Below are 22,279 nucleotides of genomic sequence, written 5' to 3'. Positions count from 1 at the left end.
ATTGATGGCGTGACTACAGTAGATTGGAAACAGAAAGAGACGGAAATGTTAAAGGAAATTGAGGAGATCGTGAACATCGAGAGCGGCACGTTCCTGAAATCAGGCGTGGATCTCGTAGCGTCCAGGCTGGGGCGTCTGTATGAGGAGATCGGGTTCCAAGTCACTGTACAGACTCAGACTGAGCGAGGGAATAATCTGCTCATCACTCATCCGCAAGCTGTTAACCCGGAAATATTGATCATTGCGCATATGGATACGGTTTTTCCAGAGGGAACGGTGACGGAGCGTCCATTCTCCAGGGATGATAAACGTGCTTATGGACCGGGTGTATTCGATATGAAGGCCAGCCAGATTACCACGCTGTATGCGATCAAGCATCTTATTGAGTCGGGCAGCGACAGCTACAAGAACCTCCGAATTATCCTTAATTCGGACGAGGAGGTCGGTTCCGTTCATTCGCGGGCTTTGATCGAAGAACAGTCCAAACTCAGCAAATACGCCCTGATTGTCGAGCCAAGCGACGAGGATGGGACGCTGGTTACAGGACGAAGAGGCGGCGGCAAATATTATTTGACGGTAAAAGGGGTGGCTGCTCATTCCGGAGCTGAACCGGAGAAAGGACGGAGTGCCATCGGTGAGCTTGCTCATAAAATCATCAAGCTTCATGCACTGACCGATCCATCGGTTGGGATCAACGTCAATGTTGGTGTAATCAGCGGGGGAACTTCAAGCAATACGATTGCTCCCCATGCGAATGCCTTCATCGATGTAAGAATGAGCACGAAGGATCAAGCGGATGAGCTGGACCGAAAAATCCGTGAGATTTGCTCCACAGTCGATATTGAAGGGACTTCGATGGAGCTTACAGGCGGCATTACCCGGCCGCCGATGATCAAGAATGAGGCTTCGGAATGGCTGCTCCGCATCGTGCAGGAGGAAGCACACGGGCTGGGCGAGGATATCGCAGATAAAAGCGTAGGTTCCGGTTCAGACGCCAATATAACTTCGGCTTTAGGCATTGCTACCATCGATGCACTCGGACCGCGCGGCGGGAATGCCCATAGCAAAGATGAATATCTGAATATCGATACATTGGTACCGCGTACCCGGCTGCTCGCGAGTGTCATTGAGCGATTGAGCCGTGGACAGCAAGGTTAAGGGAGGATGTTGGGAACATGACAAAAGCATACATTATACATGAGAATGAGAGCTGGGTCGTGCCGCTTCGTCAAGCGCTGGAAGAGCAGGGGGTTCCGCATGAGTTCTGGCATCTGCACGAGGGAACGCTCGATTTGGGCCAGCTACCGCCGACAGGCGTCTTTTATAACCGGATGAGTGCATCCTCCCATTCCCGTAACCATCGCTATGCGGCGGAATATACTTCTAACGTGCTGGCATGGTTGGAGCATAACGGGCGTACGGTACTGAATAACAGCCGGGCCCTGGAGCTGGAGATCAACAAAATCAAGCAGTACCTGGAGCTGCAAAAATTCGGCATCGAGACACCGGCTACGGTGGCCGCAGTAGGGAAGGAAGCAGTCATTCAAGCAGCGAGGGAATTTCCTTACCGCTCCTTTATAACAAAACATAACCGTGCCGGCAAGGGTCTTGGTGTCTACTTGTTTGACAGCGTAGATCATTTGGAGACCTATGTGAACGGACCGGGCTTCGAGGAATCTGTGGACGGCGTAACCTTAATCCAGCAATACATCAAGAACGAAGATCAGTATATTACCCGTTGTGAATTTATTGACGGTAAGTTCTATTATGCGGTCCGGGTAGACACTTCAGAAGGATTTCAATTGTGTCCGGCTGATGCTTGCCAGATCAGTGACCAATTCTGTCCAGTCGGCGAGAAAGCGGAAGTAAGGCCGAAGTTTGAGGTCATCAACGGATTCGACAGCCCGCTCATTGCCAAGTATGAGGCGTTTCTGCAGCAGAACGGCATCAGCTTTGCGGGAATCGAATGTATTACCGATTCGGCAGGCAAGACCTATACGTATGACGTGAACACGAATACAAATTACAATCCCGATGCCGAAGCGATTGCGGATGTATCCGGCATGAAAGAAATCGCCAGGACGCTGTCGGAGTATTTGAAGCGGGAGCTTGTGCTGCGGTGAACGGTTAACGCTAACCTGAGTTAAGGAGAAGTGCCCAGTTTCCGATAATATCAGTGAATGAATAACTGATAAGGATGTGGCCTTATGCGTATCGAATTCGACTATATGAACTGGAACACTGCTAAGTGGAAGAAAGTCGAACCTGCCCAAGGAAAATTTGAAGAGATACTCCAGAAGAGCAAGAAGGAGGAGAGCGAAGGGAAGCTTGTGACGATAAGGGAAGGCGGATATTTGCGTCAGTATATCGTTCAGCCTGATGGCAGCAAAATATTGTTGAGTGAGTCGAAACAACCTGAGGAGACAGCTGTGGAAAGTGCTTCACAGCTGTTATCTAAGCCTCATTGGGGGGGAATGAGCCTCAATACCAAGGAAGCGCTGGATTTGCTGAATCTCCAGGCAGGAGCGGCTGTTGTTAAACCCAGAACGTATTCGGGATAAGAACAAGAGATGGTAAAAAATCATGCTGGTAACAAATCGATACTTGCTATATAATTATCAGTAAGTCTTGGTTGAGCGTGAGATTTTTCATTGTATTCAAATCTAATTTCGTTTATTGTGAAAATAGATGTATTTACATGAAAGAATTCATGGTATAATTTCAAAAAAGAAACTAAAGTAATAGGAATTATCGGTTAATGAGTGATTAACGCATTACAAAAATAAAAAATGAATATGGATCTTCGGGGTAAGGTGAAATTCCTGACCGGCGGTGATGGTTCGTTCCTCCTTGGACGAAACTCAGCCCGCGACTCGCTGCGTACTAGTGTAAACATGAATGCAGCGACTGACTTGGTGCAATTCCAAGGCCGACGGTAAAGTCCGGATGGGAGAAGATCAAAGATGAGTTTGCTATGGGAACGGGAAAATTCTGTTCTTGAGGCAGGCTTGTTTGATCAGCCCCCGTATATATCGACTTATGTCGGTTGCGGGGGCTTTCTGCTAGTAAGACCTCCGTATTCAAGATAGGAGAGGGCAAGAATGAGCAATATTAATACGGGAGTCAAGGTTAAACCCTATGACTCCAACACACAGGCAAGCGGACGTTTAAAAGGAGGGTTCTGGCTGGTCGTTCTAGGCGCAGCTCTCTGGGGTGTGGATCCGTTATTTCGGGTCATTCTGCTTAAGAATCTGACCTCTGCGCAGATCGTTTTGTTGGAACACATCATCATTTCCTTGATTGCGATCCCTGTATTGTGGAAGAACCGCCAGGAGTTAAAAGGGCTTGGCTGGAGTCATGTCGGCGCGCTGCTGTTTATATCGTGGGGCGGTTCAGCACTAGCCACTGTATTGTTCACGATGGGACTGTCGAGCGGAAATCTGAATGCGGTTCTACTGCTTCAGAAGCTTCAGCCGTTGTTCGCCATCATTCTGGCCAGCTTGCTCCTGAAGGAGAAGCTCCCGCGTCATTTTGGAATATTACTCGTCATTGCAATAGCAGGCACGTACTTACTGACCTTCGGTCTCACCCTGCCGATTGGCCATTGGAGCGAGTTCATTCAAGTCGGCAGCCTGCTGTCTTTAGGAGCTGCAGCCTTATGGGGCGGTTCAACGGTCATGGGGCGCTTGATGGTAGGCAAATTGAAATACGAGACGGTTACCTCATTGCGCTTTGTACTGGCACTTCCGCTCCTCACCGTACTTACTTGGAGCGAAGGAGCAGCATGGAATATGCCGGCATGGGGCACAGGTGCATTTGCCTTGGTATCATTGAATCTGATCGGCCAGGCACTGCTGCCAGGTCTCCTGAGCCTGCTGGTTTATTATAAAGGATTAACCACGACCAAAGCTTCCGTGGCAACCCTAGCGGAATTGAGTTTTCCTATGGTCGGTGTGCTCATCAACTGGATCGCATTTCAGCAGATTGTGACTGTTCCCCAGCTTCTGGGTTTTCTGCTGATATGGATCGTGCTGTTTATCATATCTAGACAACAGTCTAAAGTCTCTGCGCCATCATCATAACTAGCCATTGGGAAGACATCATTTCGCTGGGATAATATTGTAGTTTTATAGTTGACTAGATAAAAAAAGAAGATGACTTCTCCATGCAGAGAGGTCATCTTCTTTTGATTACATGGATCTGCGGATGATACGCTTATGGGAGTGAATTATCTTGCCTTGCGAAAACAGAAGAACATGAAAGGACCGGAAAAAGGAACCAAGGGCTGTTCGCATTCACGGGTTCGGCATGGTATATTGGACACGATATCATTAAGGATGGAGAAATCATGGCATGAGTGAACAACGACGTTCCAGACAAGGAACCAATAATAAAACAACAGCATACGGAAAAAAGCCGGGTGAGAGAACACCAGCCAAGCAAGCTGGCACCAAGTCGGCTATTCAGCGTGATCATAGGAAGAATCGGAGCTCTTCAGTTCCATCATATTCGGACAAGAAAGCATCTGATAGATATAAGCAGGAAGCGCGTGGCCCAAAGCCTTCAGCCGGACGAGAGCATGCGGATGAGCTTCAGGCCGGTGACGTTATCGTCGTAACGATCAAACGGCTTGGGATTAACGGTGAAGGGGTCGGATATTACCGCCGCAAGGCCGTGTTTATTGATGGTGCGATTACTAACGAAGTGGTCAAAGCCGAAGTGAAAGAAATCCAGCCTAAATTTATCAAGGCCCAGCTGCTGGAAGTGGAGAAGCGTTCACCGCACCGGATAGAGCCCCCTTGCCCTGTGTTTGGCATCTGTGGTGGCTGCCAAATTCAGCATATCTCTTATGAAGGACAGCTGCAGGCCAAGACGGATATTGTACGTGAAGCCTTCAGCCGATACGCAGGGCGGGATGATGTGAAGTTTAAGCCGATTCTGGGGATGGAGCATCCATGGAATTACCGAAATAAGGCCCAGCTGCAGCTTAAAAGAAAGGGCAACGAAGTGATTGCAGGGCTCTATGAGGCGGACAGCCATACAATTGTGGATATTAGCGGCTGCCCGATCCAGCACCCGAAGGTAAATGAAGCTGTGGAGAAGGTGAAGTCGGTTCTGGAAGAATTACGGATTCCGCTTCATAAAGAGAATGGAAATAAGGATGGTGTACGGACGATCGTGGTCCGTCACGGCTTCCAATCGGAGGAGCTGCAGGTGACGCTGGTCACAGCTGGCAGTAAGCTGCCAAGACAGGATGATCTCGTTCGTATGCTGCGTCTTATGATTCCGGAGGTTAGCGGGATTTCATTAAATATTAATCCGAAGAAGACTTCGCTTATTTTCGGAGACCGGACGATTACGCTTTGGGGAGCCGAGAGTATGCAGGAATCGCTGAGCGACCTGCAGTTCTCGCTCTCGCCGCGAGCATTCTTCCAGCTGAATCCGCAGCAGACGGTGAAGCTGTATGAATCGGTAAGGGCAGCTGCTGGTCTGACAGGTAAAGAAACCGTCATTGACGCATATTGCGGCACCGGTACGATCGGTTTGTGGCTAGCCCCTTATGCCAAGGAAGTACGCGGGATTGAGACAATTCCTGAAGCGGTCGAGGATGCAAAGGCCAATGCAGCACGGAATGGACGGGCTAACGCCAGCTTTCATGTCGGCCAGGCAGAAGAGCTGCTGCCGCGTTGGGTCAAGGAAGGTATGAAACCAGACGTCATCATTGCTGACCCGCCTCGTACTGGCCTGGACCCACGCTTCTTGGAAACCGTGCTCCGCACCAAGCCGAAGAAATTTGTGTACGTTTCCTGCAATCCTTCAACTCTGGCGAAGGACTGCAAGGTTCTGCTTGAGGGCGGTTATGAGATCGAGTGGGCACAGCCTGTCGATATGTTCCCGCAGACCAGTCATGTGGAGTGCTGCACACTGTTGGTGAGGAAAGACTAATAGTTGAGGTGTATTGGCGGGAAATTTGACGAAGTGGGTTAATAGCCCACTTCTTTTTTTATGCTTAATGTGGGCTACTTAGATAGATGTCCTTTCTGTATCCATACTTAAAAGTAAATTTACACATGTATCAGAAGCATTAAGTTAAGGAGGAAATATAACACCGTATGTTTCGAATTAAATCGTATAAACTATATAATTGGGTTAAGGGGGGCTTCTTATGGAAACACAATATGTTACAGAGTTACCTACAGAAGATAGCTTATATGAGTTGTATGAGAACCTTCACTGGAATAAATTTTTGGGACTAAGTAAAGATAAGTTACTAACCGCCATGAAACAAAGCTGGTATGTTATCTATGCATATCATGAAAAACGTCTAATCGGTACTGGAAGAATAGTTTCTGATGGGGTCATCAATGCTTACTTATGCGGCCTGGGGGTTCACTCTGATTATAGAAATAAAGGGATTGGATCTGAAATTACCCGTTTACTAGTGGAGCATTGCAAAAAAGACAACTTGCATCTGCAATTTTTTTGTGAAGAAGAGTTAGTGTCATATTATGAAAATATGAACTTTGAAGTTTTTGCAGTTGGAATGAAAAGGGCTTAAGGTAGCCCTTATCTTTTCGTCAATATTGAGCATTCTACACATGTGGAGTGCACAGTATTAATAAAATGGAAGGGGCAGGGTTAGTTCCTACGCCCCTTGTTGTTCCAACGTCCTTACGGGGTGAGGACTGGAAATGTTGTATGGCTTTGATTGAAGCGTCTTATTGACTTCGATTTTTTGTATAAGTCTTTGAAGTACCTGCTTTAAGACTGCTCATTGTCAATGTCAAGTTCAGTGAAGCGGGGATACTTGCTTCTAAAGGCACGGAGTTATTCTTCCGTGTCTTTTTTTGTGTAGGAAGGCTGTAAAGAGGGTTTTGGAAAGTTTTGCCGAATAGTTCTATTTACCTAAAACATACATCTGGAAGGAGTCAAGAAGAAGTGCAACATGATAAAAGAACTGCATTCAATCAGCCAAATAGGTCAAAGCCCGCCCAAGCAAGCAGGACTGCTAGCGGCCAATCTAGGACGGCAAGTCCCCAAGCAAACAGGACAACAGCTAATCAAGCAGGGGGAGTGGGTAGTCCTTTAGGTAATCCAAGAGCAAAGAAAGCCGCCATGAAGAATCAGCCAAAAGATAGACTAGGACAAGCGGTAGTATCAATGATATTCGGCATATTTGGAATACTGTTTTTCATAGTGGCTATGATTAAAATGAGCTTTGATTCCCAGTACAGCTACACGACTTCGCCAGGTACTATGATCACATTTCTCTTTGCCTTCATCCTCAATATTGTTGGCTTCATCCTAGGAATTAGGGCAAGACGATCTACTAAAGGAAGAGGTATGGCAATAGCGGGAATTACCCTGACAACATTTCCCCTTATCGTCATGATAATATTTATAGGTGGGACATTGGTACTATACTACATGTGGTGGTAGGGTGGTATAAATAACGGCTGTAGTTAGCCGCTCCATCATTCGATCAGCGGCTATGTGCTTGCCATGATTGTAAAAGCACTGTCCAGCGCCCATCAGCAAATCCCGGAACAATTGAACATGGTGAATATGCTGATTTCCAATATTTTTGCGTTCCTTGCTTACCATTCTATCTAGCTTGTTGCTGAGAGGAAAGTGAGCCGCATCCATATCATTGAATCGTTAAAGAGCGTAGAATAACATGTTGAATGATGGGGGATAGCTCACTTTAGTTGCCAACGCAAAAACACCTCCAAGGCTATTCCCATATCTTACGACGGTTCTAGTGTCTTGAAGGTGTCAGAAATCTTTAGTTACTCTGTCACTAAGCTGTTTGATTCAGATATGTTAATTTCAGATTCGTATGGGATAGATTGCTGTGCTCCATATTTTTGAACGGTTATCGATGCCGCTTTGCATCCATATACAATTGCTTCGTTGATATTACTAAGATCAACAGAAATTTTGGTAGCTAATGCGCCAATAAATGTATCCCCGGCAGCCGTAGTATCCACTGCCTTGACGTTGAATGCGGGTACAAAGCCCGTATGTCCATTTGCAAAGGAATAGAACGCGCCTTTACTTCCCAAAGTGACAATCACGGTTGAAATCCCCATATCATGTACCTTTTGTGTTGCTGCAATCAACTCTTGTTGATTCGTAATAGCTTGTCCAGAAATGGTTTCTAACTCCGTTTCGTTAGGAATCAAAATATCGGTCAATTGAATAATCCGTTCAGGAATAATTGCTCTCGCCGGTGCCGGATTTAACATCGTTGTAACCTGATGCTGTTTCGCGATTTCAAAACTTCTCTCGATACTGGACAAATTGGTTTCAAATTGAGCAATGACATAGTCACTTTCAGCGATTAAACCGCGCATCTCATCTATATGATCGTCTGTAATCGCTTGATTGGCACCGCCATAAATGACAATACTGTTCTCGCCTTCATCGTTGACCATGACATAAGCACTGCCTGTTCTGGTTGTATCTAACTTCTTCACACCTGCAGTATTAATATGATCTCGATTGAGCAATCCAAGCAAAGCCGCTCCGGTGTCATCATTTCCTATTGCACCGATAAAGTTAACTTGTCCGCCATTCCTGGCGGCAGCAATCGCTTGATTAGCGCCTTTACCGCCGCCACTCGTAAACATTTCTTTAGAATGAACGGTTTCACCTGGTTTTGGCAGATGCTCTGTTCGGATAGTGGTATCAAAGTTAATGCTGCCAACTACTGTAATCTTATTCATTTTTCTCGTCTCCACTTCGTACCGCTCTTTTAAAGATTTTGTTTTAGGAAAAATACTTAATCGTATCCATCGTTAATTTTTTGAATTTAGGTAAGTCAATATTAAACGCCACAAGGACATTTTTCTCTTTTTTATACACATTGTCATAATCAACAACTGTACTGCCTAGTGCCAGTGATTCACTCGTCTCAACTTGTACATTCATCGGATAAACTGTAAACATATCGGGATCTATGATATACGCAACGGCACAAGGGTCGTGCATATGAATGCCTTCAACATGGTCTTCATCTGCCCAGAATGGACGAGTTGTTGTTAAATTGAAGAAATCCAATAAGTCAGCCATTGTTCGTGCAACATCATTCCCGACTTCTCTAATTTCCTTGATATCATGTTCGAATAATTGAGCTTTTAACGTAACATCTAAACCAAACATCGCGACAGGAACTCCTGATTTCACCACAATATCTGCAGCTTCCGGGTCAACATAGATGTTGAACTCAGCATGGGGAGTGATATTACCTCCGAAGCATGCACCGCCCATGAATGAAATCATTTCAATTTTTTCTTTCAGCTCAGGATGTGATAATAGGAAAATAGCGATATTGGTTAAAGGTCCTGTCGCAATAAGTGTAACTTTCTCCTCTGATTCTCTTAATATCTTAGCAATCAATTCATTGGCAGAGATATCAAGATCCTGAATAGTAGATTCAGGCAATTCTGCGCCATCAATTCCCGACTCTCCATGAACATCATCAGCAATAATCAGGTTTCGACGCAAAGGTTTTGAAGCGCCTCTTGCTACTGGAATGTTTTCGCTTTTTGCCAAGGTTAACAATCTTTTAGCGTTTACGTATGTTTTTACGGGAACTTGATTGCCCGCAGAAGTAGTTACGGCAAGTAAATCAATTTTTTCAGAGGCGATAGCCATCAATAAAGCCAATGCATCATCATGTCCGGGATCACAGTCCAAAATCACTTTCTTTGTCATATTCTTCCCCTCCGCAAATCTAATTTTTTTGTTGAATTTTTTCAGCATGCGCATAAATCATTTTTTTGGTGAAGAGGAAAATGACCAATGCTAAGAATATAACGCCGCCGCCAACCAAGAAAACATTGGCATAGGTGGATGCAAGCCCAGCTTCCGTGCCAGTCATACTACCACCGCTCATAACACCTGATGACATCATTCCCACAAATACAGCGACACCGACAGAGCCAGTTATGGCCTGAACCAGGTCATTCACACCAAGTACACGACCTGATTCTTCAGGCGTTACGGTTAGCGTTGCGGTATCCACGATTGGCGAATAGAGGAAGGAGGTGCCAAAGTAATAAATACATGGCGCCACAGCCAAAGCCAGAACTTTGCCATAAGGAATAAGAAACGCAACTGCAAGCAATCCAAGCCCCATGAAGGTTAAAGCCATAATGATGGAAGCTGAGCGGCCAATCCTCTTCACAATTGGACCAGACACAAATCCCAGAACAGCCGCCAGAAGAATCGACCAAACTAAGAGCAACGAAACTTGAGCAGAATCAATACCAAATACGTTCAACCCGATAGCATTCACACCCGCATTGAGCGTATAACTGAAAAAGTAACCAATGAAGATAACCGTCATCGTTGCGACAAAAGCCGGGTTCTTCAAAAACTTAGGCGTAATAAACGGATTCTTAGCTTTGTTGATGTAGACAAGGAACAATATCAAAGTTACAACAGAGGAAATAGCCCAGAACCAATTCATATCTGTAAAGAACATGGTCATCGCAGCGGCGAAAGCGCCAATAAGCGTAAATCCGACCCAATCTATATTTGCGCCCTTAGCGCGTTCATTTGGTAGGTTTTTTAATAAAGAAGGAATGAACAGTACAGCAATCAGCGGTACTGCAAAAAGCCAGCGCCAGTCGATGTTTGTTATATATCCGGCAGCTACTACACCTAGTGCGGCAGAAAAGCGGAAAACAGCAACGAAAATGCCGTAGTAAATAACGCGATTTACTTTTGTTATATATTTAGAGACAAGTACCAGGAATACAGATCCTGCCACCTGACCGCCTGCAGACTGCAATACGCGGGCAATAACGACTGCCCAAATACTGCTTGGTCCAAAAACAAAACCTATCGCTGAACCGGCAACAAATAGGATTATACCCAAAAGGGTCATTTTCTTCAGTGAAACAAAATCACCTAATGCACCATAAATAACACACACAATGCCCAAAACAATACCAGGAATTGAAGTAATTAACGAAGATAAGTTGGGAACTCCTAACTGTTCGCCAATATTAACAAAAATCATGCCAAATGCTTGTTGTTCCAAAATACCTAATGTGAAAATCAATAAAACCAGCGGAATGGCCCTTTTCGCCATTTTATTCATACGCTCGAATTCTGCTGTCCCTTCTTTTGGAACAGGAACACCAATTACTTTTTCCATTTCATTTGTCCTCACTCTCAGCTCTGATGTATTCTTCTTGTGAAATGATCGATAAACTCTTCTTTACTGAAAGAGATATCTTTAAGCCCCAACGCTTGCCCTACCCGTGTGATAGGCGGCGGAGTAACATAGCTCTCTAATAAAGTTTTGACATCAGAAAAAACATTATACTTACTGCCGGACTTCAAAATCTGACCTTTTGCCATCACGACGATTCTGTCAAAGTTACGAACTACAAATTTCATATCATGAGTAATCGTGATACAAAGTCGATCATTGTTCTTAAGGTAGTTGATGATCTCGGCTAATCGTTGATTGCCTTCAACATCCTGACCGCAAGTTGGTTCATCCAAGATGATGACTTTGGGATCCATCATTAATATGGAACCAACCGTACAAAACTTTTTTTCAGTCGCATTGAGATCAAAGGGATGTGTGGAAAGCCGATGTTTTAGTCCAACCAATTCTGAGATAAATTCAATGCGGTTATTAATTTCATGTTTGGACAAGCCTTGTTGCTTAGGTCCAAATTCAAATTCCTTTCTAACCGTCTCTAGAAAAAGCTGATTATCGGGATTTTGAAACACATAGCCGATATACTTTGACCAGTAGGCAGTCGTGTGTTCATGGATGCTCTCGCCATCAATCAGGATCTGGCCTTCGGTAGGCCGCAATAAACCGTTGAGGTGCTTGGCGAAAGTCGTCTTGCCGGCTCCATTTTGGCCGATTATGGCTATAGGGTCGCTCCCCTCAAAAACAGTATTTATTCCTCTGAGGGCCTCACCTCCAGAAGGATATTTATGCTTGAGGTTCTTGATTTCTATCTTCATAGAGAACCTCCTGTAATAATGCAATCGCCTGGCTTTCTGTTAATGCAAAATCTTTTTCCCTATAGCCAGGTTGGATAACGTTCTTGGTTATCTCATAATAATCAGGCGGATGTACTGAGAAGTCTGCTAGATGCGGCGAACAAAATACTTCCTCGGGTGTGCCTCCCAGAACAATTGAGCCATACTGCATGACGTAGACTTTATCTGCTAACTCAGCTACCCTTTCCATGTCATGGTCTACCATTACAATAGTGACACCGCTTTCATTCAACTTTTTAATAATGTCCATTATTTGTTTGCTGCCAATAGGATCGAGCTGTGTTGTACACTCATCCAAGACGAGAATTTTCGGTTCTAGGATGATTGCTGATGCCAATGCGACTCTTTGAACTTGACCTCCGGAAAGCTCAAGGGGGCTTTTATCCAATAATTCATCGATCTGCATCAGCTCGGCTATTTTTTTTATCTTGCTGAACATCTCCTCCCTAGGAACCCCGCGATTACCAAGCCCAAACGCTAATTCTTCAGCAACAGAATCTGCCGTATAAGACAACTGGTTAAAAGGGTTTTGAAAAACAAGCCCAATCGTTTGCGAAAGCTCCCCTACACTCACGGCAGCCGTATCTTTTTCATCAACGATGATGCCTCCTTCACTATATCCAACAAAATAATTGGGAATCAGCCCTACTAAGGCATTGCATAAGGTGGATTTTCCTGAACCATTTGCACCAATCAATGCAACAAATTCACCCGCTGCAACTTCCAAATGGATATTCTTCAAAGCAACTTCTGTTTCTTGGTTGTAACGATAAGAGAAATTTCTAACTTGTATTAATGTACGGGTCATTCTTGTCACTTCCCCTCTTTTTCCAAAACATCAGAGGAACCTTAGGGCCAGACTCGAGATTAAGAAACATACTGCAATTATCCTTAGGACGATGTCGAGGCCTGTAGTTTCAACCTTTATATAACTCGTCGGTTTGACTCCACTGATTCCAAAACCACGGGTCTCGAGTGTCATTCCTCTTTCCTGAGCGTCTGTAAGAGAGGAGAGAACAACCGGTCCGATTAGCGGCAAAAATGCTTTCGCCCGTTGTATGAATGTTCCTGACGTTTCAACCCCGCGTGATTCTTGCGCTTCTTGAATAATCTTGACTTTTCTCTGCATTTGAGGAACCACATTAAGGCTTGCTAGTATTAAATATCCTATTTGCATATGAAGCCCCGATTGGGTTAAGGCGGCTACGGTCTCTGAATTTTTTGTTGTTTGCAGCATTAAATAGAATGCGGCTAAAAAGATTAATAGAGTGGATGAAATCTTTAATGCATACATCGTTCCCTCTAGTCCCATTTGTGCAAAACCGAAGTCAGCGATCATTGTTTTATTCTTCGGACTATATAAACCTTGGATAAAAAGCAGCATTAGCGTTACCGGAATGCCAAAACCAAAAATCAGCTTTAAAACTTTTTTTCCTTGCCCGATCAAAATACCCAGTATGACGAGTAAACATAAAACTCCGTATCCAATAAAGGGCAGCGGGTAAATGAGACAGCCAATTCCTAAGCAAAATACGATAAGCAGTTTCGTGATCGGATTTAAATTTCTAACTAGAACAGCTATAGAGTTGTTGATCGTTTCCATTGTTCTATCACCTTCATGACCCTTTGAGGCTTTTAAGTAAATACTCCTTGTCCAGCGGAGCGTACTGGCTTGAGAAACGTCGAGGGATTTTCTTTACTAACCAGTAGGCGATTAGGAATACAATCCCTTTGTCGATGAGATTTTCGAGTATCGAAGTCGAAAACACCGAAAGCATGATTTCTTTTGTAGTGGCGATTAATGCAGCTGTAAAGAGGGAGCTGCTATTAATCCCTGTAGCGCCGCCATAAATAAAAATCGTAATGAAAGCCGCGCTTACCGCATTAGTTAAAGTGCAAGCCAACCAAGTAATCACTGCACCAAACACATTCTTAAAAAAGCCTGCTTTAACCAAGTAGCCCGTTACCAATCCGCATAAAACGCTTACAATTGAAAAAGGAAGAAATACGGGATTTGTGACGATGGATAAGAATAAATTTGTTGCTAATCCACAAAGTGCGGCGACCCAAGGGCCTGCAAGACATGCAATCAAGACCGTTCCGATCATATCCAAAAAAAGCGGCAACTTTAAGGTGGAGCATAAGGTGCCTCCAATTAAATTTATCCCTACAGCGATTGGTATCAAAACCATCGATTTCGTAGAAAATTGTGTCTGAAGAAACCTTCGAAAAAAAGATTGTCTCATAGCAGCCCTTCTCTAAAAAATGTAATATAATCATTTGAGAAATCGCTTTCGGAAAACGTTTTCCTATAAACCGAGACTATCATCGATAAATTGAAATGTCAACAAGATTATTTATCCAATCTATCCGTTCTAATTTATTGTAAAATAAAAAGGACAAACAAATTCTTGATGCAACTGCTTGCCAACTTTCAAAAGTTATGACGAGGGGAGAAGGTCATGAATATCAAAGATATCGCCAAAATGGCAGGAGTTTCAGTTTCCACCGTTTCCAAAATTGTAAATAAGAAAGATCAAAGCATTAGTAAAGATACTCGTGAACGAGTATTAAAAATAGTCCATGAATACAACTACACTCCTTATTCATCCAGTATTAACAAATCGACTTCTACTGGAATAATAGGGGTTTTAATAAATTCAGCCATTTCGACAGACTCGATGCTAAACGGAATTATTAACGAAGCCCAACGTAAAGGATATAGTCCCTTGATTTTGAATAGCTGTGGGGATTTGGAGCAAGAGTTGAAAAACATGACTGTACTCATTACGAAGCAAGTGGATGGGATTATATGGGAACCTGTAAATGGCGAAAGCTTAAAAAATCGTGTTCATTTTAATTCTTTGGACATCCCCGTTGTATTAGTCGGAGGGGCTGGAGGAGCTAATTCTCTGGAATTGCCTTATAAGTCGGCAGCTTACTTCCTTACAAAACAGTTGATTGATAAGAAACATACGAAGATCGCTTGTATAACAGGGGAAGGACAAGGAAAGAAGGCTTTTATAGAGGGGTATAAGCACGCGCTTTTTGACAGTAATCTGAAATTCAAAGAATCTATGGTGCTATCAATGCTTGATGAAACCATTAATGACTTTATTATAGGAGGACAAATTACAGGGGTCATTTCCTCGCATTTATATAAGTCTATTGAACTTTATAATTTGGCTATCCAGAGCGGTCTGAAATCACCTAAGGACTATTCTTTGCTATCCATACAAAATGATTACGACTCCTCTTTGGTTACAGATCAAAGGACGATATCGACCGTAACCATCAATAATTCTAATTTTGGCACCTATATTTGTAATGTGCTGATCAGCTCTATAGCGGGAACTGATCCGATAAAACCTTATGAGGAACAAATGGTATTAGACAATATCAACACTTTAGGTTTTCCAGATGAGGGCGGGAAGCCGAAAATCCTTGTTGTTGGAAGTATAAATATGGATACTTATCTTTACTCCCCTCAACTGCCGCACAATGGGGCAACGAATTTTATATCCAGCTTTACCAAACACCCAGGTGGAAAAGGGTTCAACCAAGCAGTAGGAACGGCAAAGCTTGGACACCGGGTCAGGCTGATTGGCTGCTTAGGTTCAGATATGGAATCCAATAGCATATTTCAGGATTTAGAGAAAAATGGGGTCAGCACGATTGGAATCACACGTTCAAGTGATACTGAAACCGGTCAGGCATACATTTTTGTCGAATCTAGCGGAGATTCTATGATATCCGTCCTGCCAGGAGCCAATGCAGATCTTTCACCCCAAAAAATAGAACAACAGACCGGGTTATTTTCTGATGCTGAATTTTGTTTAATTCAAACCGAAATTCCAATCAAGACCGTTGAACAGGCCTGCACAATTGCAAAAAATGAGGGACTATCGATCATTCTGAAACCTTCGGCATCCAAGATAATTCCAGATACGATCTTGAAACAAATCGATTATTTGATTCCGAACGAAGATGAGCTCTTGGAGCTGTGCCCACAGTTTGATTCTATAGAGCAAAAAGCAGATTTTCTTCTATCCAAAGGAGTCAAAAATGTCATTGTAACGTTGGGGAAAAAAGGATGTTATTTGAAAAATGCAGATGTTGAAAGATTCTTCCCTGCATCAGAGTTTGCTGCTGTCGATAGTACTGGTGCAAGTGATGCTTTCATTAGTGCATTAGCATCTTATTTGCTAAGAGGATGCTCTTTGGTGGATGCGATTCAAATCGCGACCATTGCCGCTGGTTTTTCAGTTTCCCGTGATGGAGTCATCCATTCATTAGCTGATCGAGTTACTCTAGAAAGCTATATTGCAAAGAAGGATCCCACATTATTATCCTTACATTAGAATACTAAAATGAGTCATAGTATGGCTATTCGGGCAACTGGCATCGTGGATGGTTGTGGTGGAATCAGTTTCTTCCGAATGAAACTGTATCACGAGTGGAAGCGATCGTTATGCTGCTTCGAATGCTTGGACAACTGGAAGAGGAATAAAGGGAATAAGAAAGACGTGCGGAGCTGTTCAATGTTTACAGAAGTTAATGGAGGATATAACAAAGGCCCATCCTATCGGATGGGCCTTTTCTGGGTGACTGTTGTCATTCTGCTGGTTAGTCTACCTCACTAAGCATCTTTTCAATTTTTTCAATACGAGTTCGAATTTGCGATAATTCCTCAGATGATTTGTCTTGCCTGTTCTTGATTTCGTGCTGCATGTCGGAAAAGCTTCCCGTTAGCTTACGGAATTCATCCTCCAAGTTGATCGACATGGCCTGTTGAGTTTCCAGACGTTGAGTCTTGGATTTCTGAATAGTCACTACGAGTGCGACAATTACTCCCAGAATGAGAATTCCGAAACCGAATGCCATACCAAAATAACCATATAAACTTCCTCCGCCTTGATCCATGGATGGACCTCCTAATCTCAATCACCTATTTTAGAATCTTTGTCACTTAATGATGGGACCAATTTCGCAATTGTTTCGGGCGATAGTGGGATATTAAAATCCGTCAGCTCATAGAACTTCATCGCCTTCCCGTCATTTGATAGCTCTAAGCTGCCTGATATTAAACCGGCTCCTTCTAACCTCTGTATATGCAAGTAAAGCAAAGGCCGGCTTATACCGATTTCCCGAGCAAGCTCGCTGACATATTTTCGTCTGTCCTTCAACGATGCAATGATGCGCAGACGATAGGGATTGGACAGGGCTTCCAAAATACGCAGCAAATCGTTCCCGTTTTCTGTCATAAATATGTTCCCCGTTTCAAAACTGCATAGATGGAATGTTTTTGAAGTATGTACAAGTATTTTATACCACCTGTAATAAAAATATAACATGTGTTAAATTGAAAAGTCAATTTATTATTTACTTAGTTATACAAAGTTATACAACTAGATTTAAATAATATTATTATTATTTGTACTTGCCATATTAAATCCTTTCAATGGAAGGGAAAATGAGCAAGTCCGAGAATACTTCTATAAGTTTGAAATTATAATGAGGGGGAATAAACTTGGCAAAGGAATTGTCAACAGAACAACGTGAAGAGCTGCTCCATACATTGAAAGCGCGTTTTGAGAAGAATATGAACCGCCATACAGGTCTTGAATGGGCTGACGTACAAGCAAGGCTCGAAGCAAATTCTGAAAAATCGTGGTCACTCCATGAAATGGAGAACACTGGCGGCGAGCCGGATGTTGTAGGTCATGACAACCAGACGGGCGAATACATTTTTTATGATTGTTCAGCGGAAAGCCCTAAAGGCCGCAGAAGTATTTGTTACGACCGTGAAGCGCTGGAGTCCAGAAAAGAACATAAGCCGAAGAGTAGTGCTGTTGAAATGGCAAATGCCATGGGCATTGAACTACTAACGGAAGAACAATATCGGGAGCTGCAGAAGCTCGGGAATTTCGATATGAAATCATCGAGCTGGGTGGTAACACCTGCTAGCATTAGAAAACTCGGCGGAGCCATTTTCTGTGATCGCCGCTACGACACTGTCTTTGTATACCACAATGGAGCGGAGTCGTACTATGGTGCCAGGGGATTCCGTGGCTCGCTAAGGGTCTGAATTGAACAATTGGCGGAAATAACAAAGAGAGGGGCGCACCCCCTCTTTTTTTGTTGGGTCTGTTATCGTTTGGGTCTTTTAGTACTATGCTGATTTATGAACAATCCCATGTATATCAAAAAGATTAAGTCCCTATATGTTTTTCGTATTTTTATTGTTGATAGTCACATGCTAACATATACGAATGCAGATAGAGAGGGGACTGATTTCGGTTTCTCGATTCATAGTTTTTATTAATTTGATATAGGTGGTCCTTAATGTCAACTAAGTCAGCGTTTCCATTACTACTACTCAACATGTTTCTCGCCAATCTAAGTATGGGGCTTGTCATTCCAATTGTGCCAGAACTTCTCGAACAGTTTACGGCAAGCGGACAAGCGGCCGGCTATTTGGTCTCCTGCTTTGGCCTGACCCAGTTTCTATTCTCCCCCCTTGCAGGCAATTTGTCAGATCGATATGGCAGAAAACCCATGATTATCATAGGTTTGATCTTATTCGCCATCTCCAACTTGCTCGCAGCGCTCGCGGGCGATTTAACTTTATTATTCGTATCACGGTTGATTGGTGGAGTAGGTTCAGCTGCTTTGATTCCGTCCATTATTGCGTATATTGCAGATATTACAGCAGATGAACAGCGCAGCAAGGCCATGTCATGGTTAGGTGCGTCGATGACATCGGGGTTTATTATTGGACCGGGTGTCGGCGGATTGCTTGCGGAATGGGGCATAAAGACGCCATTCTATGTATCCGCATGTGTAGGGCTGCTAGCAATGATTTGCAGTCTATGGGGATTGCCTGAATCACTGTCTGAGAACATTCGCCAGATGCATCGTCAAGTGAAGGGAAAAAGGGACAATGTGTTCCGGCAAATCGTGCTTTCGGTTCGCTCTCGCTATTTTGTCCTGTTGCTCATTGTTTTCGCCATGACCTTCGGTCTAACGCATTTCGAAGCAATTTTTCCGTTGTTTGTCGTCCAGGTATACGGATTCACGACGCGTCAAATCGCTATTCTGCTTACCGTATGTTCGCTCATCGGGACCTTGAATCAACTATTGTTGACCGACGCGATTACACGACGATTCGGAGAAAAACGGATAATAGTTGTCATGTTGTTGTTATCGGCGGTATCACTTGTATTCTTATTATTTTCAGGCCATTTCTATTATGTTATGGTGGTCACGATGTTGTTCTTTACGTTCAATAATATATTGCGTCCCACAATTAATACACTGCTGTCCAGAGTGGCCGGGGATGAACAGGGATTTGTTGCAGGGATGAATAACGCTTATACGAGTCTCGGTACGATATTTGGGCCAATGCTGGCAGGTATTTTGTTTGAAGTCCACTTTAACTTGCCCTATCTGTTTGGTGGGTTTGTACTGCTATTGAGCAGTATCTTTACGGGAAGTCGATTGAGAAAAGTACTGTCGTCAGCGAACTCATAAATGAGCTGCCTTTGTCATGATATCCATAATTAGAGACACTCCCTATTCAGGCCCCGCCATACTGGTGGGGCTTCTTGGAGGTTACAAGGAAGGATTTGTGATTGCAGCGGAGAAGAATGCCTACAAGCTGCAAACGGAAATACCCATTTCCGCCTAAGCACGAATATTTAGAACGGGAAAAGTGATATGGGACAACTATCCTCGGGAATGCCGAACATGTGAGAGTGCTATTCAGGAGCAGTATGAGTAAACATTCCAAATGTTCAAGCTTCCTGTAAACAATCAGAAACCAACGGGGGTACCAAAGCGTACAATAACATGTCCTGATTTTTCCAATCCGGAACAAAATAGATCAGGAGCCTTTCAAGGAGGTCGCCATGGATATAACCCAGGATTTCATTGATGAACGTTTCAAAGCCTATGTTCTGGAAATGTTTTGCGGGAACCGTGAACAGATTCATACGAACGATGTAGATCATATCGAATCGCTTGAGCTTGCAAATCAAGGATATTCCAGTTTGAGAGGAATCGAACATTTCACGTGTCTTGAAGAACTGGACTGTTCATCCAATCATTTGGCAGAGCTCGATATCAGCAGCAACATAAATCTGAAAATGCTGAATTGCGGTTTTAACCGAATTCGTAATCTGGATGTCAGTTCTAATGTCCAGCTCGCTAAGCTGGTATGTTATTGGAATATTCTCTCTGAGCTCCGCCTCGATCAAAACATGAATTTACGAGAACTGGATTGCAGTTACAATTCTCTGTTTGATCTGCAATTGGACTCCAATTCCCAATTAACCAATCTCAATTGCGGAAACAATTACTTAACCAATCTGAGCATCGAGGGTTGTGTTGACTTGATAGAAATCCGCTGCAATCATAATCATCTGACGAAGCTGGACATAACTGGCATTCCCAAGCTTCAAACCTTAAGATGTTTCAACAACCACATCACAGAATTGGAACTCAGCCACAACGCCTTAATAACAGAGCTCTATTGTGCAGAGAACAAAATTATAAAGTTGGATACTCATCATAACCCTAAGCTGGAGCGGGTGGATTATTCCAATAACCTGATCATGGAACCTGACCATACGGTTCAGAATGTTGGAACATTCAAATTCGATGTCTCGTTTTCTTCCTATAAATCGGAGCTTCAATTCATGAAGCAGGAACTTTCCCTCCGTGCGAATGTCTCAACCAAAGCGGATATAGAGCGGCTGTCGCCGATCATCGAGAATGCTTGGACAAATCTAACAGAGCTGAATAACAGAGCGCTGAATCATATTGCCGAGCTGCATCCCGATGAGGATGTGAGTGAGCTGGTTCTGTCCGAGCTGGAATTTGACAAGGATAACATGTTTCGACTCGGGTACAACGCAGGTGAAACACCGGCGGGACATTTGTACATATACGCAGCTTTTAATAACGAGCTTGGAATGATCGGCGACCTTGTATATGAAACCTATTAGTAAATACTCCAAGCATCCTCAGATTTGAGTGATACCACTATTTGAATTCAGTCTTATTAAGGAATCCCTTGCCTGCCTCGATGGTGAAGAACTCTTTTAAATGAATGTTCCCATGTACCAGACGGGGGGCCGTGTTATAATGTGGTTGCAATTTACCTGTAACTGCAAGGAGGATTGTTCTAACATGTACTGCATCGCATTCATACGTATTCGTTAATGAAGGTACAGAACATCTATATCCATCCATTTTAATGTGAAAAATGTGAAGGATTATTTGTGCTGTGCCTTTTTCATTACTATACGAATGAATGAGGTGCTTTTTTGTGTCCAAATATAATAAAAAAAAGCGGGGAAAATGGGCTAAAGCGTCCAACTTTTCCGCGCAGCATCAATTAATCAGCAAACGTCTGATTTATGATATGATCAACCTGGCCCAGGTCCAATCCAGCGATACTATCCTCGATATCGGAGCAGGGACGGGAGCATTAACTGTTCCACTGGCAGAGACAGGTGCAGATGTGATCGCTATTGAGGCCGACCAGGCATTCGTTGATAAGCTGCTCAGCCAGATGAAGAATAGAGACAACATACATGTCAAGCATGCCGATATTTTGAAGGCCGGTCTTCCCAAAAGTCCTTTTGTAGTCGTGGCCAATATCCCTTATTCGATAACGACTCCGATCCTGGGAAGATTATTAGATTATCCCAGTGTGCCGCTGGGGAGAGCAGTTCTGCTTGTGGAAAAGGGGGCAGCCAAACGTTTCACAGCTGTGCCAATTCAAGATCCGCGTATCTTAAGCTGGAGGATGCACTACGAGATTCGGCTTGTGAGGACGGTATCACCCCAGCATTTTGCACCTCCTCCCAAAGTGGACTCCGCTATCCTTTCAATCAAAAGGAGAAGAAAGCCGCTTGTGGACTTGTCGCATCAGCTGAAGTTTAGAGCACTGGCAGCATACGGCTTACGGGATCTGAGACTGCCGTTATCCGCAGCTCTGTCAGGCATCTTCACGCCTCCTCAAATCACAAGGCTGGTACGTGTGCTGGGTATGGATCGCGAACTCCCCATGTGTCGGCTGAACGAAGAGCAATGGGCAGTTGTGTTCCACACCATGCTTCAGCATGTACCGCCGAGTCGTTGGCCCCGGCTTGGCAAGAATATCAGGAATCGTAACGGTAAATGTTTTTAGAAACTGAATTGATAATTTATATGGAAACCTCTTGTGTCATTA

22 protein-coding genes, 1 pseudogene and 1 riboswitch are annotated in these 22,279 nt (G+C 43.8%); of the genes and pseudogenes, 14 read left to right on the top strand and 9 right to left on the bottom strand.

All coding sequences use genetic code 11. From position 1 onward, the window contains the following. The first annotated feature begins 9 nt into the window (after positions 1–9). The 8 genes and pseudogenes from ABEQ74_RS22760 to ABEQ74_RS22725 all read left to right on the top strand — a co-directional run. Positions 10–1,158 carry a M20 family metallopeptidase gene (locus ABEQ74_RS22760; protein ID WP_430124443.1) on the top strand — a complete coding sequence of 383 codons (1,149 nt, stop codon included), beginning with the start codon at positions 10–12 and terminating at the stop codon, positions 1,156–1,158. 17 nt (positions 1,159–1,175) lie between these two features. Continuing rightward, positions 1,176–2,123 (top strand): ATP-grasp domain-containing protein, encoded by a 948-nt coding sequence (locus ABEQ74_RS22755; protein WP_430124442.1) that lies wholly within the window; start codon positions 1,176–1,178, stop codon positions 2,121–2,123. Positions 2,124–2,207: 84 nt separating this feature from the next. Next, positions 2,208–2,561: a hypothetical protein gene (locus ABEQ74_RS22750; protein WP_430124441.1), complete on the top strand. Its 354-nt coding sequence runs from the start codon at positions 2,208–2,210 to the stop codon at positions 2,559–2,561. 234 nt (positions 2,562–2,795) lie between these two features. Beyond that, positions 2,796–2,962, top strand: a riboswitch (FMN riboswitch). A gap of 139 nt (positions 2,963–3,101) precedes the next feature. Next, positions 3,102–4,082 (top strand): DMT family transporter, encoded by a 981-nt coding sequence (locus ABEQ74_RS22745; RefSeq protein ID WP_430124440.1) that lies wholly within the window; start codon positions 3,102–3,104, stop codon positions 4,080–4,082. 271 nt (positions 4,083–4,353) lie between these two features. After that, positions 4,354–5,946, top strand: coding sequence for a 23S rRNA (uracil(1939)-C(5))-methyltransferase RlmD (gene rlmD, locus ABEQ74_RS22740; RefSeq protein ID WP_430124439.1), 1,593 nt, complete (start codon positions 4,354–4,356; stop codon positions 5,944–5,946). 220 nt (positions 5,947–6,166) lie between these two features. Next, positions 6,167–6,559 carry a GNAT family N-acetyltransferase gene (locus ABEQ74_RS22735; RefSeq protein ID WP_430124438.1) on the top strand — a complete coding sequence of 131 codons (393 nt, stop codon included), beginning with the start codon at positions 6,167–6,169 and terminating at the stop codon, positions 6,557–6,559. A gap of 380 nt (positions 6,560–6,939) precedes the next feature. Further along, positions 6,940–7,440, top strand: a complete 501-nt coding sequence (locus ABEQ74_RS22730; protein ID WP_430124437.1) for a DUF4190 domain-containing protein — start codon at positions 6,940–6,942, stop codon at positions 7,438–7,440. 42 nt (positions 7,441–7,482) lie between these two features. Beyond that, a pseudogene (locus ABEQ74_RS22725) lies at positions 7,483–7,677 on the top strand (hypothetical protein); the annotation flags it as partial. A gap of 113 nt (positions 7,678–7,790) precedes the next feature. Here the strand turns inward: ABEQ74_RS22725 and rbsK are convergent. The 7 genes from rbsK to ABEQ74_RS22690 are packed head-to-tail and all read right to left on the bottom strand — an operon-like array spanning position 7,791 to position 14,285. Continuing rightward, a complete protein-coding gene (gene rbsK / locus ABEQ74_RS22720; RefSeq protein ID WP_430124436.1) occupies positions 7,791–8,729 on the bottom strand; it encodes a ribokinase in 939 nt (312 codons plus the stop codon). A 43-nt stretch (positions 8,730–8,772) separates the two neighbouring features. After that, entirely contained in the window at positions 8,773–9,720 is a 948-nt protein-coding gene (locus tag ABEQ74_RS22715; RefSeq protein ID WP_430124435.1) for a nucleoside hydrolase, read from the bottom strand. Between the two features lie 19 nt (positions 9,721–9,739). Continuing rightward, on the bottom strand, positions 9,740–11,170 hold the full coding sequence (locus ABEQ74_RS22710) for an MFS transporter (protein ID WP_053489545.1): 1,431 nt from the start codon (positions 11,168–11,170) through the stop codon (positions 9,740–9,742). A 17-nt stretch (positions 11,171–11,187) separates the two neighbouring features. Beyond that, positions 11,188–12,000 (bottom strand): energy-coupling factor ABC transporter ATP-binding protein, encoded by an 813-nt coding sequence (locus tag ABEQ74_RS22705; protein WP_430124434.1) that lies wholly within the window; start codon positions 11,998–12,000, stop codon positions 11,188–11,190. Continuing rightward, positions 11,969–12,847, bottom strand: coding sequence for an energy-coupling factor ABC transporter ATP-binding protein (locus tag ABEQ74_RS22700; protein WP_430124433.1), 879 nt, complete (start codon positions 12,845–12,847; stop codon positions 11,969–11,971). Before ABEQ74_RS22700 ends, ABEQ74_RS22705 begins: the two co-directional genes overlap by 32 nt. Before the next feature lie 30 nt (positions 12,848–12,877). Then, complete coding sequence (locus ABEQ74_RS22695) at positions 12,878–13,642, bottom strand: energy-coupling factor transporter transmembrane component T (protein ID WP_430124432.1); 765 nt, start codon at positions 13,640–13,642, stop codon at positions 12,878–12,880. Between the two features lie 13 nt (positions 13,643–13,655). After that, positions 13,656–14,285 (bottom strand): ECF transporter S component, encoded by a 630-nt coding sequence (locus ABEQ74_RS22690; RefSeq protein WP_430124430.1) that lies wholly within the window; start codon positions 14,283–14,285, stop codon positions 13,656–13,658. A 216-nt stretch (positions 14,286–14,501) separates the two neighbouring features. Here ABEQ74_RS22690 and ABEQ74_RS22685 point away from each other — a divergent pair, with 216 nt between their 5' ends. Next, positions 14,502–16,400 (top strand): PfkB family carbohydrate kinase, encoded by a 1,899-nt coding sequence (locus ABEQ74_RS22685; RefSeq protein WP_430124429.1) that lies wholly within the window; start codon positions 14,502–14,504, stop codon positions 16,398–16,400. Between the two features lie 265 nt (positions 16,401–16,665). Here the strand turns inward: ABEQ74_RS22685 and ABEQ74_RS22680 are convergent, their stop codons facing one another. Beyond that, positions 16,666–16,962, bottom strand: coding sequence for a hypothetical protein (locus ABEQ74_RS22680; RefSeq protein ID WP_430124428.1), 297 nt, complete (start codon positions 16,960–16,962; stop codon positions 16,666–16,668). A 17-nt stretch (positions 16,963–16,979) separates the two neighbouring features. After that, positions 16,980–17,303, bottom strand: coding sequence for an ArsR/SmtB family transcription factor (locus ABEQ74_RS22675; protein WP_430124427.1), 324 nt, complete (start codon positions 17,301–17,303; stop codon positions 16,980–16,982). Between the two features lie 260 nt (positions 17,304–17,563). Here ABEQ74_RS22675 and ABEQ74_RS22670 point away from each other — a divergent pair, with 260 nt between their 5' ends. From ABEQ74_RS22670 to erm, 5 genes are all read left to right on the top strand, one after another. After that, the gene (locus tag ABEQ74_RS22670; RefSeq protein WP_430124618.1) at positions 17,564–18,127 is read left to right on the top strand and encodes a DUF4256 domain-containing protein; all 564 of its coding nucleotides are present in this window, start codon (positions 17,564–17,566) and stop codon (positions 18,125–18,127) included. Between the two features lie 257 nt (positions 18,128–18,384). Beyond that, complete coding sequence (locus tag ABEQ74_RS22665) at positions 18,385–19,572, top strand: MFS transporter (RefSeq protein ID WP_430124426.1); 1,188 nt, start codon at positions 18,385–18,387, stop codon at positions 19,570–19,572. Between the two features lie 16 nt (positions 19,573–19,588). Then, the gene (locus ABEQ74_RS22660) at positions 19,589–19,729 is read left to right on the top strand and encodes a hypothetical protein (RefSeq protein WP_430124425.1); all 141 of its coding nucleotides are present in this window, start codon (positions 19,589–19,591) and stop codon (positions 19,727–19,729) included. Between the two features lie 220 nt (positions 19,730–19,949). Then, the gene (locus tag ABEQ74_RS22655) at positions 19,950–21,047 is read left to right on the top strand and encodes a leucine-rich repeat domain-containing protein (protein WP_430124424.1); all 1,098 of its coding nucleotides are present in this window, start codon (positions 19,950–19,952) and stop codon (positions 21,045–21,047) included. Positions 21,048–21,370: 323 nt separating this feature from the next. Then, entirely contained in the window at positions 21,371–22,237 is an 867-nt protein-coding gene (gene erm, locus ABEQ74_RS22650) for a 23S ribosomal RNA methyltransferase Erm (RefSeq protein ID WP_430124423.1), read from the top strand. Positions 22,238–22,279 lie beyond the last annotated feature (42 nt).

Origin of the sequence: Paenibacillus solani, assembly GCF_050475945.1 — a bacterium.
GTDB lineage: Bacteria > Bacillota > Bacilli > Paenibacillales > Paenibacillaceae > Paenibacillus_AQ > Paenibacillus_AQ solani_A.
This window is presented reverse-complemented; position numbering and strand designations above follow the sequence as displayed.

Coding starts and splice junctions, on each gene's coding strand:
- ABEQ74_RS22735 (WP_430124438.1), top strand. CDS start 6,167: ATGGAAACACAATATGTTACAGAGTTACCTACAGAAGATAGCTTATAT.
- ABEQ74_RS22655 (WP_430124424.1), top strand. CDS start 19,950: ATGGATATAACCCAGGATTTCATTGATGAACGTTTCAAAGCCTATGTT.
- ABEQ74_RS22675 (WP_430124427.1), bottom strand. CDS start 17,303: ATGACAGAAAACGGGAACGATTTGCTGCGTATTTTGGAAGCCCTGTCC.
- rlmD (WP_430124439.1), top strand. CDS start 4,354: ATGAGTGAACAACGACGTTCCAGACAAGGAACCAATAATAAAACAACA.
- ABEQ74_RS22700 (WP_430124433.1), bottom strand. CDS start 12,847: ATGACCCGTACATTAATACAAGTTAGAAATTTCTCTTATCGTTACAAC.
- ABEQ74_RS22660 (WP_430124425.1), top strand. CDS start 19,589: ATGATATCCATAATTAGAGACACTCCCTATTCAGGCCCCGCCATACTG.
- ABEQ74_RS22685 (WP_430124429.1), top strand. CDS start 14,502: ATGAATATCAAAGATATCGCCAAAATGGCAGGAGTTTCAGTTTCCACC.
- ABEQ74_RS22745 (WP_430124440.1), top strand. CDS start 3,102: ATGAGCAATATTAATACGGGAGTCAAGGTTAAACCCTATGACTCCAAC.
- ABEQ74_RS22690 (WP_430124430.1), bottom strand. CDS start 14,285: ATGAGACAATCTTTTTTTCGAAGGTTTCTTCAGACACAATTTTCTACG.
- ABEQ74_RS22750 (WP_430124441.1), top strand. CDS start 2,208: ATGCGTATCGAATTCGACTATATGAACTGGAACACTGCTAAGTGGAAG.
- ABEQ74_RS22665 (WP_430124426.1), top strand. CDS start 18,385: ATGTCAACTAAGTCAGCGTTTCCATTACTACTACTCAACATGTTTCTC.
- ABEQ74_RS22755 (WP_430124442.1), top strand. CDS start 1,176: ATGACAAAAGCATACATTATACATGAGAATGAGAGCTGGGTCGTGCCG.
- ABEQ74_RS22695 (WP_430124432.1), bottom strand. CDS start 13,642: ATGGAAACGATCAACAACTCTATAGCTGTTCTAGTTAGAAATTTAAAT.
- ABEQ74_RS22715 (WP_430124435.1), bottom strand. CDS start 9,720: ATGACAAAGAAAGTGATTTTGGACTGTGATCCCGGACATGATGATGCA.
- ABEQ74_RS22680 (WP_430124428.1), bottom strand. CDS start 16,962: ATGGATCAAGGCGGAGGAAGTTTATATGGTTATTTTGGTATGGCATTC.
- ABEQ74_RS22705 (WP_430124434.1), bottom strand. CDS start 12,000: ATGAAGATAGAAATCAAGAACCTCAAGCATAAATATCCTTCTGGAGGT.
- rbsK (WP_430124436.1), bottom strand. CDS start 8,729: ATGAATAAGATTACAGTAGTTGGCAGCATTAACTTTGATACCACTATC.
- ABEQ74_RS22710 (WP_053489545.1), bottom strand. CDS start 11,170: ATGGAAAAAGTAATTGGTGTTCCTGTTCCAAAAGAAGGGACAGCAGAA.